This window comes from Microbacterium sp. NPDC056003 (assembly GCF_042274785.1).
Lineage (GTDB): Bacteria > Actinomycetota > Actinomycetes > Actinomycetales > Microbacteriaceae > Microbacterium.
Window position 1 is genome coordinate 26674 of record NZ_JBHJXQ010000003.1, and the last position, 15469, is coordinate 42142.

13 protein-coding genes are annotated in these 15469 nt (G+C 72.1%); 3 read left to right on the top strand and 10 right to left on the bottom strand.

The features are described 5' to 3' along the window. Window positions 1-2 precede the first annotated feature (2 nt). The 7 genes from ACFC1W_RS12495 to ACFC1W_RS12525 all read right to left on the bottom strand — a co-directional run bounded on the left by ACFC1W_RS12495 (window position 3) and on the right by ACFC1W_RS12525 (window position 5899). Entirely contained in the window at window positions 3-1391 is a 1389-nt protein-coding gene (locus ACFC1W_RS12495) for a pyridoxal phosphate-dependent decarboxylase family protein (RefSeq protein WP_375992965.1), read from the bottom strand. A gap of 79 nt (window positions 1392-1470) precedes the next feature. Next, the gene (locus tag ACFC1W_RS12500) at window positions 1471-2274 is read right to left on the bottom strand and encodes an SseB family protein (protein ID WP_375992968.1); all 804 of its coding nucleotides are present in this window, start codon (window positions 2272-2274) and stop codon (window positions 1471-1473) included. Continuing rightward, the gene (priA, locus tag ACFC1W_RS12505; protein ID WP_241113064.1) at window positions 2258-3004 is read right to left on the bottom strand and encodes a bifunctional 1-(5-phosphoribosyl)-5-((5-phosphoribosylamino)methylideneamino)imidazole-4-carboxamide isomerase/phosphoribosylanthranilate isomerase PriA; all 747 of its coding nucleotides are present in this window, start codon (window positions 3002-3004) and stop codon (window positions 2258-2260) included. Before priA ends, ACFC1W_RS12500 begins: the two co-directional genes overlap by 17 nt. 55 nt (window positions 3005-3059) lie before the next feature. Beyond that, window positions 3060-3710: an imidazole glycerol phosphate synthase subunit HisH gene (hisH, locus tag ACFC1W_RS12510; RefSeq protein ID WP_375992970.1), complete on the bottom strand. Its 651-nt coding sequence runs from the start codon at window positions 3708-3710 to the stop codon at window positions 3060-3062. Further along, window positions 3707-4315, bottom strand: coding sequence for an imidazoleglycerol-phosphate dehydratase HisB (gene hisB, locus ACFC1W_RS12515; RefSeq protein ID WP_375992973.1), 609 nt, complete (start codon window positions 4313-4315; stop codon window positions 3707-3709). Before hisB ends, hisH begins: the two co-directional genes overlap by 4 nt. After that, complete coding sequence (locus ACFC1W_RS12520) at window positions 4312-5397, bottom strand: histidinol-phosphate transaminase (RefSeq protein WP_375992976.1); 1086 nt, start codon at window positions 5395-5397, stop codon at window positions 4312-4314. The genes hisB and ACFC1W_RS12520 overlap by 4 nt, the downstream gene beginning before the upstream one ends. Before the next feature lie 115 nt (window positions 5398-5512). After that, on the bottom strand, window positions 5513-5899 hold the full coding sequence (locus ACFC1W_RS12525) for a LysM peptidoglycan-binding domain-containing protein (RefSeq protein WP_375992979.1): 387 nt from the start codon (window positions 5897-5899) through the stop codon (window positions 5513-5515). A gap of 272 nt (window positions 5900-6171) precedes the next feature. On the opposite strand from ACFC1W_RS12525, the gene lexA reads away from it, so the two are divergent. Both lexA and ACFC1W_RS12535 read left to right on the top strand, forming a co-directional pair. Continuing rightward, window positions 6172-6852, top strand: a complete 681-nt coding sequence (lexA, locus tag ACFC1W_RS12530) for a transcriptional repressor LexA (protein WP_241113069.1) — start codon at window positions 6172-6174, stop codon at window positions 6850-6852. A gap of 57 nt (window positions 6853-6909) precedes the next feature. After that, a complete protein-coding gene (locus ACFC1W_RS12535; protein ID WP_375992982.1) occupies window positions 6910-8340 on the top strand; it encodes a hypothetical protein in 1431 nt (476 codons plus the stop codon). Here the strand turns inward: ACFC1W_RS12535 and metE are convergent. Both metE and ACFC1W_RS12545 read right to left on the bottom strand, forming a co-directional pair. Beyond that, window positions 8337-10673: a 5-methyltetrahydropteroyltriglutamate--homocysteine S-methyltransferase gene (gene metE / locus ACFC1W_RS12540; RefSeq protein WP_375992984.1), complete on the bottom strand. Its 2337-nt coding sequence runs from the start codon at window positions 10671-10673 to the stop codon at window positions 8337-8339. The two genes, ACFC1W_RS12535 and metE, sit on opposite strands and share 4 nt — an antisense overlap. Then, on the bottom strand, window positions 10670-11629 hold the full coding sequence (locus ACFC1W_RS12545; RefSeq protein WP_375992987.1) for a methylenetetrahydrofolate reductase: 960 nt from the start codon (window positions 11627-11629) through the stop codon (window positions 10670-10672). Before ACFC1W_RS12545 ends, metE begins: the two co-directional genes overlap by 4 nt. Before the next feature lie 247 nt (window positions 11630-11876). Between ACFC1W_RS12545 and ACFC1W_RS12550 the strand changes: the two genes are divergently transcribed. Beyond that, a complete protein-coding gene (locus ACFC1W_RS12550; RefSeq protein WP_375992989.1) occupies window positions 11877-13799 on the top strand; it encodes a S9 family peptidase in 1923 nt (640 codons plus the stop codon). 62 nt (window positions 13800-13861) lie between these two features. Here the strand turns inward: ACFC1W_RS12550 and hflX are convergent, their stop codons facing one another. Further along, a complete protein-coding gene (gene hflX / locus ACFC1W_RS12555; protein WP_375992992.1) occupies window positions 13862-15379 on the bottom strand; it encodes a GTPase HflX in 1518 nt (505 codons plus the stop codon). Between the last annotated feature and the right edge of the window lie 90 nt (window positions 15380-15469).

Below are 15469 nucleotides of genomic sequence, written 5' to 3' on the forward strand. Positions count from 1 at the left end.
CCTCAGCTTCTGATCCCCACCGCGGCGACCCCGCGTGCCACCGCGTCGACGGTGCGGCGCACGGCCGCGGCATCCGTCCCCCGATTGCTCACCGCGAAGCGCACCACCGCGCGATCCTGCCATCGCGAAGAGGATGCCCACACGGTCCCCTCGTCGCGCAGCCACTCCCCCAGCGCGACGGTCGCGCCGTCGTCGCGTGCGGCGAGGCACACCTGCGTGAACACGACGTCGTTGAGCACCTCGAGCCCGTCGATCGCGCGGAATCCCGCCGCGAGGCCAGTCGCGGCATCCGCCAGTCCGTCGACCAGGCCGACGACGCCCTTCCGTCCGAGCGAGCGCAGCGCCGCCCACACCGGAACCCCCCGAGCCCGGCGGGACAGCTCGGCAACGCGGTCATAGGGGTCGGAGACGCTGGCCACGGCGGGCAGATAGGACGCGTGCGCGCCGAGGGATGCCGTCATCGCCGCCTCATCGCGCACGATCGCCACCCCGCAGTCGTACGGCACGTTCAGGGTCTTGTGCGCGTCGGTCGCCCACGAGTCGGCGTCGGAGAGACCCGCGGTGAGCGCGGCGAAGCGCGGGCTCGCTGCCGCCCACAGCCCGAACGCCCCGTCGACGTGGACCCAGGCGCCCGCCTCGCGCGCGACGGCGATCGCCGATGCGAAGTCGTCGAACGCGCCCGAGTGCACGTCGCCCGCCTGGAGGGCCACGACGGTCGGCGCGTCCTCCTCGGCGAGGGCACGGCGCAGCCCGTCGACGTCGATGCGTCCCTCGGCGTCGGCTCCGACGGTCTGGGGCGCGCCCATGCCCGAGAGCCGTCCGCCGAGCACGACCGACGTGTGCACGGCACCGCCGGCGAGGAAGCGCACGCGCGGCGCAGCGCGCACCTCCGACACCGGGTCGAACCCGCGGGCGCGCAGCACCGCGTCGCGACCGGTGACCAGGCAGGCGAGGTTCGCGCTCGTGGCGCCGGTGGCGAAGCCGACGCCGCTGCCGACGGGCAGCCCGAGGAGATCGAGCAGCCAGGTCGCGGCGACTTCCTCGAGCGCCGCGGTCGCCGGCGTCGGCTGACGCGAGCCGGTGTTCTGATCCCACGCCGACACGAGCCAGTCAGCGGCGAGCGCCGCGGGATAGGCGCCGCCGATCACGAACCCGTAGAACCGCGGCGACCCCATCGCCATGAGGCCGGGCTCGGCCGCCTCGGCGAGCTCGTCGACCACGGCCGCGGCATCCAGCCCCTCCTCGGGAAGCTCGCGGCGCAGGCGCCCGAGCATGCCCTCGGCGTCGAGATCGGGGCGGATGGGCCGCTCCGCCGTCGACGCGAGCCACTCGAGCGCGTGCCGGTGCGCGGCGTCGAGCGCCTCGCGGTACTCGTCCGCCGTCCCGTCCATGGGCACCTCCGGAGCCGATCCTCCGCCGCCCCGCCCCGCTCCGCAAGTGCGGGCGGAGTCGCGGGACCGGTCCCGACCCTCAGGCCCGGACGAGCTTGACCGTAAGCGAGTCGACCAGCACCGCGATGCGGTCGTCGGCCGCCCAGCGCGACGCGAGGCGAGACAGCACGGCGTCGAGCTCGGCCTGGTCGAGGCCGTGGATGAGCTGCAGGCGCACCACCAGCTCCGGGCCGCGCAGCCGCGCGTCGGGGTCGCCGGGTTCGATGGCCAGGTCGATCACGGCCAGCTCGCCGCCGACGCTCTGCTGCAGCCCCGAGAACACCTCCGGCGACGCGAAGCTCGGCTCCCAGGCGTGCCCCTGGGCGATCGCCCAGACCGCGGGGCGACGGATCACGAACTCCGTGGGCGAACCCGGGTCGATCACGATGAGGTCGGTGTCGTCGGCGGATGCCGCGGCCGCCGTGCGTGGACCGTCGGCCGGCACCGGCCGGGCCGAGGCATCCCATCGTCCCATCGTCTGCACCGACGTGAACACCGGCAGCACCCGGCGTCCGTCGGGTGCCGCGACGGTGACGATCGACAGCTCCTGGGTCTTGTCGACCGGGAGCCCGTGAGCGCCGATGCCCTCATCGCCCTTCTCGGCCAGCAGCGGGATCAGCAGGCGCGCCGAGCGGTAGGCGTCGACGACCGCGGCCTGACTGCCCGTGCCGTCGCGGAAGGCGAGCAGCGCGGCGAGGAGCGCCGGGTCGGCCGAGCCGTCGTCGCCGGAGTGGGGGTTGGAGTGGAAGCTTCGCCCTTCCCACGGCACACCGGCGGAGTCGGCATGCGCGGCGTCACCCGCGTGCGGGTGCGCGTGACCGTGCGGGTCAGTGTCCGGCGACATCCAGCGCCTCGGCCAGCGTGAACGCGCCGGCGTAGAGGGCCTTTCCGACGATGGCGCCTTCGACGCCGAGCGGCACGAGCTCGCGCAGCGCCGCGATGTCGTCGAGGCTCGACACGCCGCCCGAGGCGACGATCGGCTTCGGGGTGCGCGTGGTCATCTCGCGGAGGAGGTCCACGTTCGGGCCCTGCAGCGTGCCGTCCTTGGTGACGTCGGTCACGACGTAGCGGCTGCAGCCTGCCGCCTCGAGGCGGTCGAGCACGGTCCACAGGTCGCCGCCGTCGCGCGTCCAGCCGCGGGCAGCGAGCGTCGTGCCGCGCACGTCGAGACCGACCGCGATGACGTCGCCGTATCGGCCGATCACATCGGCGGCCCATTCGGGGTTCTCGAGCGCCGCGGTGCCGAGGTTGATGCGCGCCGCGCCGCTGTCGAGGGCGGCCTCGAGGGTGCGGTCATCGCGGATGCCGCCTGAGAGCTCGACCTGAACGCCCTTGACCTGCTTGATGACCTTGCGCATGACGCCGGCGTTGCTGCCGCGTCCGAAGGCGGCGTCGAGGTCGACGAGGTGGATCCACTGCGCGCCCTGGCGTGCGAAGTCGAGGGCCGCGTCGACGGGGTCGCCGTAGCTCGTCTCGGTCCCCGCCTCCCCCTGGGTGAGGCGCACGGCCTTGCCGCCGGCGACGTCGACCGCGGGCAGCAGGATCAATTCAGGCATTGAGGCGAAATCGTTCATGGCTCCTTGTGCGGGAAGGTCTCGGAAGGAGTTCGCTCCCGCAGACGGCACGGTTTCAGAGGGTAGCCCCGCCGAGCCCGTCGATCCAATTCGCGAGAAGCCGGATGCCGGCATCCCCCGACTTCTCGGGGTGGAACTGGGTCGCCGACAGCGGGCCGTTCTCGACCGCCGCGAGGAACGGCCGGCCATAGGTGCACCACGTGAGCGTGGGCTCGGGGAAGGGCGGCTGCACGTCGAGCAGCCATTTCTGCGCCCCGTACGAGTGGACGAAGTAGAACCGCTCGTCCTCGATCCCGCGGAAGAGGCGGGACCCCTCGCCCGCGTCGACGGTGTTCCACCCCATGTGCGGCAGCACCGGCGCATCGAGCTCTGTGACGGCTCCCGGCCACTCCCCCATGCCCGCGGTGTCGACGCCGCGCTCGACGCCGTGCTCGAACAGCACCTGCATGCCGACGCAGATGCCGAGCACCGGGCGCCCGCCCGACAACCGGCGGCCGATCAGCTCGTCGCCGCGGCTGGCCTTGAGCGACTCCATCACCGCACGGAAGGCGCCGACGCCGGGCACCACGAGCCCGTCGGCCTCGAGGACGAGGTCGCGGTCGGACGTCAGGCGCGCGTCGGCACCGGCGGCGGCCAGCGCCTTGACGGCCGAGTGCACGTTGCCCGATCCGTAGTCGAGGACCGCGACCAGCGGCTGCGAGCTCACAGAGCGCCCTTGGTGCTGGGGATGCCTTCGACCAGCGGGTCGAGCGCCTTGGCCTGGCGGAAAGCACGGGCGAACGCCTTGTATTCCGCTTCGGCGATGTGATGGGGATCGCGGCCCGAGATCACGCGCACGTGCACCGTGAGGGCGGCGTTGAACGTGATCGCCTCGAACGTGTGACGCACGAGCGAGCCCGTGAAGTGGCCGCCGATGAGGTGGTGCTCGAAACCGACCGGTTCACCTTCGTGGACCAGGTAGGGGCGGCCGCTGATGTCGACCACCGCCTGCGCGAGGGCCTCGTCGAGAGGCACCAGCGCGTCGCCGTAGCGCGAGATGCCCGACTTGTCGCCGAGGGCCTCGCGGATCGCCTGCCCGAGCACGATCGAGATGTCTTCGACCGTGTGGTGCGCGTCGATCTCGGTGTCACCCGATGCGCGGACGGTGAGATCGGTCAGCGAGTGCTTCGCGAACGCCGTCAGCATGTGGTCGAAGAACGGCACCGTCGTGTCGATCCGGCTGCGGCCGGTGCCGTCGAGGTCGAGCTCGAGTTCGACGGTCGATTCGCTGGTGGAGCGTCGCAGGGACGCGGTACGCGGAGCGGCGCTCATGATGTCGATTCTACCGAGGCCAGTGCGTCGAGGAACGCGGTGGTCTCCTCTTCGGTGCCCGCGGTCACGCGCAAGTGGTGGGGGATCCCGACGTCGCGGATCAGTACGCCGCGATCGTAGAGCGCCTGCCACGTCGTCGCGGGGTCGGCCACTCCGCCGAACAGGACGAAGTTCGTCCACGTCTCGTGCGGCGTGTAGCCGAGCGCCTCGACGGTGGCGCTGATGCGATCGCGCTGCGCGACGATCTCGTCGACCATGCGCAGCATCGTGGGAGCGTGACGAAGAGCAGCGGATGCCGCGGCCTGCGTCAGCGCGCTCAGGTGATACGGCAGTCGCACCAGGCGCAGGGCGTCGATGAGAGTCGGGTCGGCGGCGAGGTATCCGACGCGCGCCCCGGCGAAGGCGAAGGCCTTGCTCATCGTGCGCGACACGACGAGCCGCTCCCGGCCGGGAAGGAGGGTGAGCGCCGACCGCTCCTCGCGCGGCGCGAACTCGAAGTACGCCTCGTCGACGACGACCACGCCCTCGGTCGCGTCGTAGACCGCCTCGATCACGTCGAGGCCGAGCGGAGTGCCGGTCGGGTTGTTGGGCGCGCACAGGAAGACGACGTCGGGCGCGGCATCCGCCACCTGCGCCGCCGCGTCCGCGGCGTCGACGCTGTAGTCGGGGGCACGGGTTCCGGCGACCCACGTCGCGCCGGTCCCGCGAGTGAGCAGCGGGTACATCGAGTAGGTCGGCGCGAACCCGAACGCGGTGCGGCCAGGTCCGGCGAAGGCCTGCAGGACGTGCTGCAGCACTTCATTGGAGCCGTTCGCGGCCCAGATCTGCTCGCTCGTCAGCCCGTGGCCGAGGTAGTCGGCGAAGCCCTCGCGCAGTGCCGTGAACTCGCGGTCGGGGTAGCGATTGACGTCCCGCAGCGCGAGTGCGATCGAGTCCATGATGTCGTCGGCCACGTCCTGCGGGACGGGATGCGTGTTCTCGTTGACGTTCAGCGCGACGGGCAGCGGCGCCTGCGGAGCGCCATAGGGCGTCATTCCGCGGAGGTCGTCGCGCAAGGGCAGGTCTTCGAGACGTGGACTCACCCCTCCCATGCTACGGGGGCGGTACCGCCCACCCGCCGCGTGTGTCGGCGCGAGACGGCTCGGCATGCGGGGCTCGGCGCCGCCCGCTGCCGCGAGCCGCACCGCCGGACCGAGGTCAGCGGCTCGAGTCGTACTCGGCCGGGATCGCCAGACTCTGCCCGGCTTCGAGCGAGACGCCCTCGAGCGCGTTGAGGCGGACGATCGCGTCGATCACGTCGCGGGGGTCTGCCTCGGGGGCCACGGTCTCGGCGATGGACCACAGCGTGTCGCCGAAGGAGACGGTGACGGTGGAGAACGACTGCGCCGGTGTGCCCGCGTCGCGGCTGGCGAGAGCACTGCCGCCCGAGATCATCGCGAGACTGATCGCGACGACGGCGGGGATCGCAGCGAGCGTCGCGAGCACGCGACGACCGCGGAGCGTGAGGCGCAGGCGCGTGGAACGTGCGGGGCGCGTGAAGGCGGAACCCGGGAAAGCGGGCGACGTGATGCCGATGGTGCTCATGTTCTGCTCCTCCTGCTGGGGAGAGATTCGCACCCGCCGCTCGGCCGGGAGCAGAGGATGCGAATCTCTGTACCGAAGTTATCTTCGATGTTCTACGATGTCAAGGGGCCGATCCGGGTGCGATCTCTCGAACGCGACACGCGGTCGCGGTGTTCCCTTCGAGCGTCGGATCCGGATACGGTTTCGATACGAGAACCCCACCACGGGCCTCCGACATTCGAAGACCGCTGCACTTCCGGAGCCCCTCCGGGGCGGCGAGACAGGAGCCGGACATGAGCGACGCCACCGGGCGCGAGAGGCCGCAGACGCGACGCCGCAAGAGCCTCAGCGACAAGCAGCTCGCGATCCTCGAGGTCATCCAGCGCTCGATCGCGCGCCACGGCTACCCGCCGAGCATGCGCGAGATCGGCGACGCGGTCGGGCTGAAGTCGCTCTCGAGCGTGACGCACCAGCTCAACCAGCTCGAGCTGAGCGGCTACCTGCGACGCGACGCGGGCAAGACGCGCGCGATGGAAGTGCTCATCGACCTGCCGGGCGCCTCCACCGAGAACCCCGACGACGCAGCCCCCGCGGTGGGCGACGCAGCGCTCGTGCCCCTCGTCGGCCGGATCGCGGCCGGCGTCCCGATCACGGCCGAGCAGCAGGTCGAGGAGATCTTCCCGCTCCCCCGCCAGCTGGTGGGCAAGGGCGACCTGTTCATGCTGAAGGTGTCGGGCGACTCGATGATCGACGCCGCCATCTGCGACGGAGACTGGGTCGTCGTGCGCTCACAGGCCACAGCCGACAACGGCGAGATCGTCGCCGCGATGCTCGACGGCGAGGCGACGGTGAAGACGTTCCGCCAGCGCGACGGGCACACGTGGCTGTTGCCGCGCAACTCGGCCTTCGAGCCGATCCTGGGCGACGAGGCCGTGGTGCTCGGCAAGGTCGTGGCGGTCCTCCGCGCCGTCTGATCACCCCCGGCGGGTGAAACTCCGGCGCGATGAGCCGGCGTCCGCCACAATGGCGGCATGAGCGACATCGACACCGCTGACGCGCACACGCTCGAAGCACGCATCCGCGAGCTCGAACGGGAGAACGCACGGCTCGCGGCCGAGAGCGCCGCCGCAACGCCGGCCCCTTCCGGCGGACGATGGCGGGCCTGGGTCTCTGCGCTGTGCATCGTCATCGCCGCCATCCTCGTCCCGGTGTCGATCGTGACGGCGTGGGCGCGGGTCCAGCTGGTCGAGGAGGACGCGTTCGTCGCGACCCTTGCTCCGCTCGTCGACGACCGCGCCGTGCAGGCGATGGTCATCGACGAGGCGATGGAGGCGATCAACGACCAGGTCGACTTCCAGACCCTGACGGCCAACGTGTTCGACGGCATCGCCGACCTGGGGCTCCCGCCCCGGGCCGCCCAGGCCCTCGGCCTGCTCGAGGCCCCGGCGGCGAGCGGCCTCGAGAATCTGGTCAACGAGGCGGTCACCCGCGTCGTGGAGTCCGATGCGTTCTCCGACGTGTGGGCCACCGCGACCCGCGCCGCCCATCGCGCCCTCACCACGGCGGCGACGTCGGACGGCGGGGGCCTTGTCGTGCGCACCGATGAAGGTGTCGGCATCCAGCTCGGCGCCGTCGTCGACGCCGTCAAACAGCGTCTGGTCGACCGGGGCGTGAGCGCCGCACAGCTCATCCCCGAGATCGACAGGGTCGTCATCGTAGGCAAGGGAGACAACCTCGCCGCCATCCGCACCGGCTACGCCCTCGCGACGTCACTCGGCTGGTGGCTCCCGGTCCTCACCATCCTTCTCTTCGGGCTCGGAATCGCCCTGGCCCGTCGGCGCAGCCTCGCCGTGCTCGGCACGGGACTCGCCATCGCGATCGGCGCCGGCGCGCTCGCGATCGGTCTCTCGGTCGGCGACACCGTGATGGGCACGGTGGCCTCCGACCTCGGCCTCTCCCCCGACGGGCTCGGCGTGATCTACGCGCAGGTCGTCGGCGCGATGACGCAGACGGCGATCGTGCTGAGCGTCCTCGGCGTGTTCGTCGCGCTGCTCGGCTGGGCGATGGGCCGCTCCGCCGCCGCGCAGGGCGCCCGCAGTGCGGTCCGCTCCGTCAACTCCTCGGCCCGCCGGCAGCTCGCCGCCCGTGGGCTCGACACCCGCGGCTTCGGCGCCTGGCTCGCACGCTCACGTGTGCTCGTGCGCACGATCATCGCCGTCCTCGCCGTGCTGTGGCTCTTCGCCCTGCGGCCGCTGTCGTTCGGCGACGTCGTGCTCGTGATCGTGGTCGCGTTCGCCGTCGCGTGGATCCTCGAGCTGCTGCAGCGCCGCGACGAGGAGCACCCCGACGACGGCGACATCGTGGTCGAGAGCGACATCATCGAGCCCGAGCCGGTGAGCACGGATGCCGCGGCCGAGGTGGCCGCGGCATCCGATCCGCTCTCGCAGGACGCGAAGAACTAGACCGCCGCACCCACCTTCGCGCGGATCGTGCGCGTCGCCTCGATGATGTTGCGCAGCGACTCGACGGTCTCGTCGTAGCCGCGGGTCTTCAGACCGCAGTCGGGGTTCACCCACACCTGCCGCAGCGGCAGCTCGGTCGCGGCGCGGTCGAGCAGCTCGGCGACCTCGGCGGGCGACGGGACGCGCGGAGAGTGGATGTCGTAGACGCCCGGGCCGACGCCGTGCGTGAAGCCCGACTCCGCGATGTCGCCGATCACCTCGCCGCGGCTGCGCGCGGCCTCGATCGACGTCACGTCCGCGTCGAGCGCGGCGATCGCGTCGATGACGACGTCGAATTCCGAGTAGCAGAGGTGCGTGTGCACCTGGGTGGCCACGGCCGCTCCCGCTGTCGACAGTCGGAACGAGCCGACCGACCACTCGAGGTACGCCGGCTGATCGGCCTTCTTCAGCGGCAGCAGCTCGCGCAGCGCCGGCTCGTCGACCTGGATCACGCCGATGCCGGCGGCTTCGAGGTCGGCGATCTCGTCGCGCAGCGCCAGGGCCACCTGGTTGGCGGTGTCGGCGAGCGGCTGGTCGTCGCGCACGAACGACCACGCCAGGATCGTGACCGGCCCTGTCAGCATGCCCTTCATCGGCTTGTCGGTGAGCGACTGGGCGAACGTCGACCAGGCCACCGTGATCGGCGCGGGCCGTGACACGTCGCCCCACAGGATCGACGGACGTGTCGCCCGCGAGCCGTACGACTGAACCCAGCCGTTCTGCGTCACGTCGAACCCGTCGAGGTTCTCTGCGAAGTACTGCACCATGTCGTTGCGCTCGGCCTCGCCGTGCACCAGCACGTCGAGCCCGAGGTCCTCCTGCAGCGTCACGACCCGGGCGATCTCGTCGCGGAGGAACTGCTCGTACTCCTCCGTGGTGATCTCGCCCTTGGCGTGCCGCGCACGCGCGCGGCGGATGTCGCCGGTCTGCGGGAACGAGCCGATCGTGGTGGTCGGCAGCACGGGCAGGCCTAGCGCGGCCTCCTGAGCGGTGACACGGGCCTCGTAGTCACCGCGGTCGAAGTCCACCGCGGTCAGAGCGGCGGCGCGCTCGCGCACGGCGCCGTCCCGCACGCCGGGCGCGCTCTGCCGGTCGGCGAGGGCAGCGGATGCCGCGGCCACCTCGTCGGCGATCGACTCGGCGCCCTCGGCGAGGCCGCGCGCCAGCGTGACGACCTGCCCGGTCTTCTGGTCGGCGAAGGCCAGCCACGACACCAGGCGAGGGTCGAGCGCAGCCTCGTCGTCGACGTCGTGCGGGACGTGCTGCAGCGACGTCGACGTGCCGGCCGCGATCTGCGCCGCGCCGAGCGCCTCGAGGGCCGCGAGCTTCGTCCACGCCGCGGCGAGGTCGCCACGCCAGATGTTGCGGCCGTCGATCACACCGCCGACGAGGGTCTTGCCGGCGAGACCGTCGGCGGCGGCCGGTGCCGAGCCGCGCGTCAGGTCGATCGCGAGCGCCTCGACGGGCGCTGCGGCGAGCGCCGTCCACGCCTCGGGCGAGAGCTGGGCATAGCCGGCCGTCACGAGGATGGAGGGGCGGTCCGACGCGCCGCCGAGCACGGCGTATGCGCGTGCGGCCGCATCGGCGAGCGCCGTCGGCGTCGCCGGGAGGCTCTCGCTGACGAGGGCGGGCTCGTCGAGCTGCACCCACTCGGCTCCCGCGGCGCGCAGCGCGGCGAGGAGCTCGGCGTACACGGGCAGGAGGTCGTCGAGACGGCTGAGCGGGTCGAAGCCCTCGGGCGCGGCATCCGTCGCCTTCGCCAGCGCGAGCAGGGTGACCGGGCCGACGATGACCGGGCGCACGGTGAAGCCGTCGGCCTTGGCCTCCGAGACCTGCGTCGAGAAGCGGTCGCTCGACAGTGCGAACACCGTCTCGGGGCCGATCTCGGGAACGAGGTAGTGGTAGTTGGTGTCGAACCACTTCGTCATCTCGAGGGGCGCGTTCTCACCGGCGCCGCGGGCGGCGGTGAAGTACGCGCCGAGGCCGATCGTGCCGTCGGCGTCGCGAAGGTCGGCGAACCGCTCCGGCAGTGCGCCGACGGCGACCGCGGCGTCGAGCACCTGGTCGTAGTACGAGAACGACTCCGGGATCGACGAGTCGTCACGACCGAGACCGAGTTCGGCGAGGCGCTCGCGCGTCGCGCGGCGCAGGTCGGCTGCGGTCTGCTCGAGCGTGGCGGCGTCGGTCGTGCCGGCCCAGTGGGCCTCGACGGCGCGCTTGAGCTCGCGACGGGGACCGATCCGGGGGTAGCCGAGGATCGTGCCGCGGGGGAAGGCGGGTGTGGTGTCGGTCATCGTGCGACTTCCTTTTCGAGGGGGTGGGTGAGGATCCCGGCGTCGCGCAGCACCGCGAGCACCGTTTCGTGGCTGTTGAAGGCGTACAGGTGGACGCCGGGAGCACCCCCGGCGATGACATCGCGGGCGAGTGCGGCGGCGTACTCGATCCCGAGTGCGCGCTGCCCGTCAGCGGTGGGCTCGACCTCCAGCGCGATCGCGAGCTCGGCGGGCAGTTCCTCGCCGCTGAGCTCGAGCACGCGGCGCAGCCGCGACGGCGAGGTGATCGGCATGATGCCCGGGAGGATGGGGATCGTCACGCCGGCGTCGCGTGAACGCTGCACGAACGCGAGGTAGTCGTCGGCGTGGAAGAAGAGCTGCGTGATCGCGAGCGTCGCGCCGGCCGCCTGCTTGGCGAGCAGCGCATCGATGTGCTCGCGCGGATGCCGCGACCGCGGGTGCCCGTTGGGGAAAGCCGCGACGGCGATGTCCACCTTGGTGCGCGACTCGACCTGGACGGCGCCGGGGACGCCCGGAATCTCGCGCTCGGTGTACGGCGCGCGCTCCGCCTGCACGCGGTCGATGAGCTGGACGAGCTGTGCCGAGCTCTCGAGGTCGCCGAGGAACGTCTCGTCCTCGCGGACGCCGACGGGCGGGTCGCCGCGCAGTGCGAGGAAGCTCGTGACCCCGGCATCCAGGAACTCCCGGATCAGCGCAGTGGCCCCCGCATACGTGTTGCCGACGCATGTGAGGTGGGCGAGCGGGGACGCCTCGGTCTCGGTGAGGATGAAGCGCAGCAGGTCGAGCGAGCGCCCGCCGGTGGATCCGCCGGCGCCGTAGGTGACCGAGATGAATCGAGGGCGCGCCGCCGCCAGCTGCCGGATGGTGTCGTGGAGGGCGAGTGTTCCCGCCGGGGACTTGGGCGGGTAGACCTCGAACGAGAACGGCACCGGAGGTGTGCTGAGGTCGATCGACATATCGTGCTTCTCGGGTCGGGACGGACGGGATGGCCGGACGGCCGCGGACGCGCGCACGCTCGGGGTGTCCGGCGGCGCGGAGTCATCGCGGGCGGGTGCCGGGCTCGGCTGTCGCTCCCTGCCCGGCCCCGCGATCTCTCTCGGGGACCGTCCGACTCGGACGACCGGGCGACGATGGGTCCAAGCTAGCCGAGCGCCGCACGCAACCCCCTCCCTGTGACCTTCTGTTTCGCCGTAGCGTGGTCTCGTGACGACGGAACTGCCCTACGGATCCTGGCCCTCCCCGCTGTCGGCCGAGGCGGTGTCGGCCGCATCGCCCCGCATCGAGGGGGCGCGGTTCGTGGGCGACGAGGTGTGGTGGGGCGAGTCCGTGCCTGCGGAGGCCGGTCGCACCGCCGTGCGCAGAATGGCGCCATCCGGTGAGGTCTCCGATGTGATCGACGCGCCGTGGAGCGCGCGTTCGCGCGTGCACGAGTACGGCGGCGGCGCCTGGACCACCGTCGCCGGCGACGCCCTCGTCTTCGTGGAGAAGGCGGATCAGCGCGTGTGGAAGGCCGCCCCCGGCGAGCGCCCGAGAGCGCTCACCCCTCTGGCCGGCGACATGCGCTTCGGCGGACTCACCTGGGAGGGCGGGCGCCTGCTCGCCGTGCGCGAGACGCATCGCGACGAGGCGGCTCCGCACCGTGACATCGTCGAGATCCCCGTCGACGGAAGCGCGGTGGAGGATGCTGCACGCCTCCGCTCGCTCGTCGAGGACAGCGACTTCCTCGCGCATCCCGCTCTGTCGCCCGACGGCACCCGTCTCGCCTGGGTCGCGTGGAACCATCCCGACATGCCCTGGGACCGCGCGGAGCTGCGCGTGGGACGCCTCGAAGGCGGTCTCGTCGCCGAGTGGACGACCGTCACCTCAGGCGCCACCGCGCCGCTCCAGCCCATCTGGGTGAGCGACGACGACATCGTGTTCAGCGACGACCCGACCGGCCGCTGGAACCTGACGCGGCTGCGGCTGACCGCCGACCTGCACTGCGAGGACGTCGCCCCCGCCGACGCCGACACGGGCGGTCCGCTGTGGGTGCTCGGCCAGCGGTGGTTCGCCGTCCTCGACGACGGCCGCATCGTCGCGGTGCGCACGAACGGCTCGGATGAGCTCGTCCTGATCGGGACCGACGGCGAGGTGCGGCCGCTTCCCGTCGACGCCGTCGCCGGCATGTCGATCGAAGACGTCCGAGGCGGCAGACTCCTGCTCAGCGGCGCGGGAGCGGCGGGCACCGGCCTGTGGGACATCGACGTCGACGACCCCGGCGCCGCCCGGCTGCTCGTCGGCGGCCGCACGGCGTGGGGCGAGGAATGGATGCCGCGCCCCCGGGCCGTCACGGTCGACGGCCCGCGCGGCCCGGTCCACGCCTTCGACTACCCGCCCACGAACCCCGGCGTCACTGCGCGCGCCGACGAGCGCCCGCCGTACCTGGTGTTCGTGCACGGGGGGCCGACATCGCACGTGGGGGGCGCGGCATCCACCAAGATCGCGTACTTCACGAGCCGCGGGATCGGCGTGCTCGACGTCAACTACGGCGGCTCGAGCGGATACGGACGCCCGTACCGCGAACGCCTGCTCGGACAGTGGGGCGTCGTCGACGTCGACGACGTGATCGCCGCCGCGCGCGGTCTCGCCGCCGAGGGCGCTGCCGACGCGGACCGCCTCGCGATCGCGGGCGGGTCCGCCGGCGGCTGGACGGTGCTGTGCGCGCTGACCCTGTCCGACGCCTTCGCCGCGGGGATCAGCCGCTACGGCGTCGCCGACCTGCGACGACTGGCCGAAGACACCCACGACTTCGAGGCGCGCTACCTCGACAGCATGGTCGGGCCGCTGCCCGAGGCCGAGGCGCTGTACGTAGCCCGCTCGCCGCTGTCACGGCTCGACCGGCTGCGCACGCCCCTGCTCATCGAACAGGGGCTGGACGACCGCGTCGTGCCGCCCTCGCAGTCCGAGGCCGTGCGCGACGCCCTCCGCCAGAACGGCGTGCCGCACGCGTACCTGGCGTTCGAAGGCGAGGGGCACGGGTTCCGCCGTGCCGAGACCGTCGTGCGCCAGCTCGAAGCCGAGGTGGCCTTCCTCGGCCGGGTGTTCGGGTTCGAGCCCGACGGCCTGCCCGCGCTCGAGCTCGACTGAGCACGTGTCGTCCCGCTACGCCCCACCGTCGAGCGAGGAGCGGAGCGACACGACGAGACGCCTCAGCGCACGAACGGCGCGAGCCGTGCGGCGAGGTGCTCGCCGACCCGGGCGCGCACCGCGGTGCCGCCCTCTTCGTGCTGCTGATCGAGGATCATGCCCTGCTCGTGGATGGCCGACACCAGGTCCCCCCGGTCGTAGGGTACGAGCACGTCGATCTCGACGGCGGGAAGCGGCAGCGCCGCCTCGATCGCCGCGCGCAGCTCCTCGATCCCCTCGCCGGTGCGCGACGACGCGAAGAGCGCCTTCGGCTCGAGGCCGCGCAGCAGCAGGCGCTCGTCATCGCCGATGAGGTCGGCCTTGTTGAAGACGACGAGTTCCGGGATGTCGCGTCCGCCGACATCGCCGATGACATCGCGCACCGTCGCCAGCTGAGCCGCCGGGTCGGGGTGCGAGCCGTCGACGACGTGCACGATGACGTCGGCCTCGCCGACCTCCTCGAGCGTCGAGCGGAACGCCTCGACGAGCTGGTGCGGCAGATTGCGCACGAACCCGACCGTGTCGGTGAGCGTGTAGACGCGGCCGTCGGTCGTCTCGGAGCGGCGGACCGTGGCATCGAGCGTCGCGAACAGCGCGTTCTCCACCAGCACTCCGGCGCTCGTGAGCCGGTTGAGCAGGCTCGACTTGCCGGCGTTGGTGTATCCGGCGATCGCGACCGAGGGGATGGTGTGGCGCTTGCGCTCGGCGCGCTTGGCATCGCGCGCGGGCGCGAACTCGCGGATCTGGCGGCGCAGCTGCGCCATCTTGGTGCGGATGCGACGGCGGTCGAGTTCGATCTTCGTCTCACCGGGTCCGCGTGAGCCCATGCCGGCGCCGCCGGCGCCGACCTGGCCGCCCGCCTGGCGGCTCATCGAGTCACCCCATCCGCGCAGACGCGGCAGCAGGTACTCGAGCTGCGCGAGCTCGACCTGCGCCTTGCCCTCGCGGCTCTTGGCATGCTGGCTGAAGATGTCGAGGATGACCGTGGTGCGGTCGATGACCTTGACCTTGACGACGTCCTCGAGCGCACGCCTCTGGCTCGGCGCGAGCTCGGTGTCGGCGATGACCGTGTCGGCACCCACGGCGGCGACGATATCACGCAGCTCCTGCGCCTTGCCCCGGCCCACGTAGGTCGCGGGATCGGGATGCGGGCGCCGCTGCAGCACGCCGTCGAGCACGACGGCACCGGCGGTCTCGGCGAGCGCGGCGAGTTCGCGCAGCGAGTTCTCGGCGTCCTCCTGCTCACCCTGCGCGTGCACGCCGACCAGCACGACGTTCTCGAGTCGCAGCTGCCGGTACTCGACCTCGGTGACGTCTTCCAGTTCGGTGGACAGTCCGGGCACGCGGCGCAGCGCGGCGCGCTCCTCGCGATCCCACTGCTCGCCGTCGGTGTCGGCGGGGGCGACCGTGGCTTCGTCCTGGAGCGCCTGCGCGGCGCCGAACACACGCACCCCCGAGCGCGCTTCCGCGCGCGCCAGCACGCGATCCACCGGGTCCACCGGCGTCTCGTCCGTGCTTCGAGGTGTTGTCGTATCCGTCATGTGTTCCTTCCGGGATGCCGTTTCCAGCGCTCATCGGCCAGTTCGAGGCATCCGTGAATTCTAGTCTGGTCCTCCGCTAGGCTCGTCAGC

Excerpts from the sequence above, each read along its gene's own strand:
- ACFC1W_RS12525 (WP_375992979.1), bottom strand. The coding sequence starts at position 5,899 with ATGAGCACCATCGGCATCACGTCGCCCGCTTTCCCGGGTTCCGCCTTC.
- lexA (WP_241113069.1), top strand. The coding sequence starts at position 6,172 with ATGAGCGACGCCACCGGGCGCGAGAGGCCGCAGACGCGACGCCGCAAG.
- hflX (WP_375992992.1), bottom strand. The coding sequence starts at position 15,379 with ATGACGGATACGACAACACCTCGAAGCACGGACGAGACGCCGGTGGAC.
- ACFC1W_RS12495 (WP_375992965.1), bottom strand. The coding sequence starts at position 1,391 with ATGGACGGGACGGCGGACGAGTACCGCGAGGCGCTCGACGCCGCGCAC.
- hisB (WP_375992973.1), bottom strand. The coding sequence starts at position 4,315 with ATGAGCGCCGCTCCGCGTACCGCGTCCCTGCGACGCTCCACCAGCGAA.
- ACFC1W_RS12535 (WP_375992982.1), top strand. The coding sequence starts at position 6,910 with ATGAGCGACATCGACACCGCTGACGCGCACACGCTCGAAGCACGCATC.
- ACFC1W_RS12545 (WP_375992987.1), bottom strand. The coding sequence starts at position 11,629 with ATGTCGATCGACCTCAGCACACCTCCGGTGCCGTTCTCGTTCGAGGTC.
- metE (WP_375992984.1), bottom strand. The coding sequence starts at position 10,673 with ATGACCGACACCACACCCGCCTTCCCCCGCGGCACGATCCTCGGCTAC.
- priA (WP_241113064.1), bottom strand. The coding sequence starts at position 3,004 with ATGAACGATTTCGCCTCAATGCCTGAATTGATCCTGCTGCCCGCGGTC.
- ACFC1W_RS12500 (WP_375992968.1), bottom strand. The coding sequence starts at position 2,274 with ATGTCGCCGGACACTGACCCGCACGGTCACGCGCACCCGCACGCGGGT.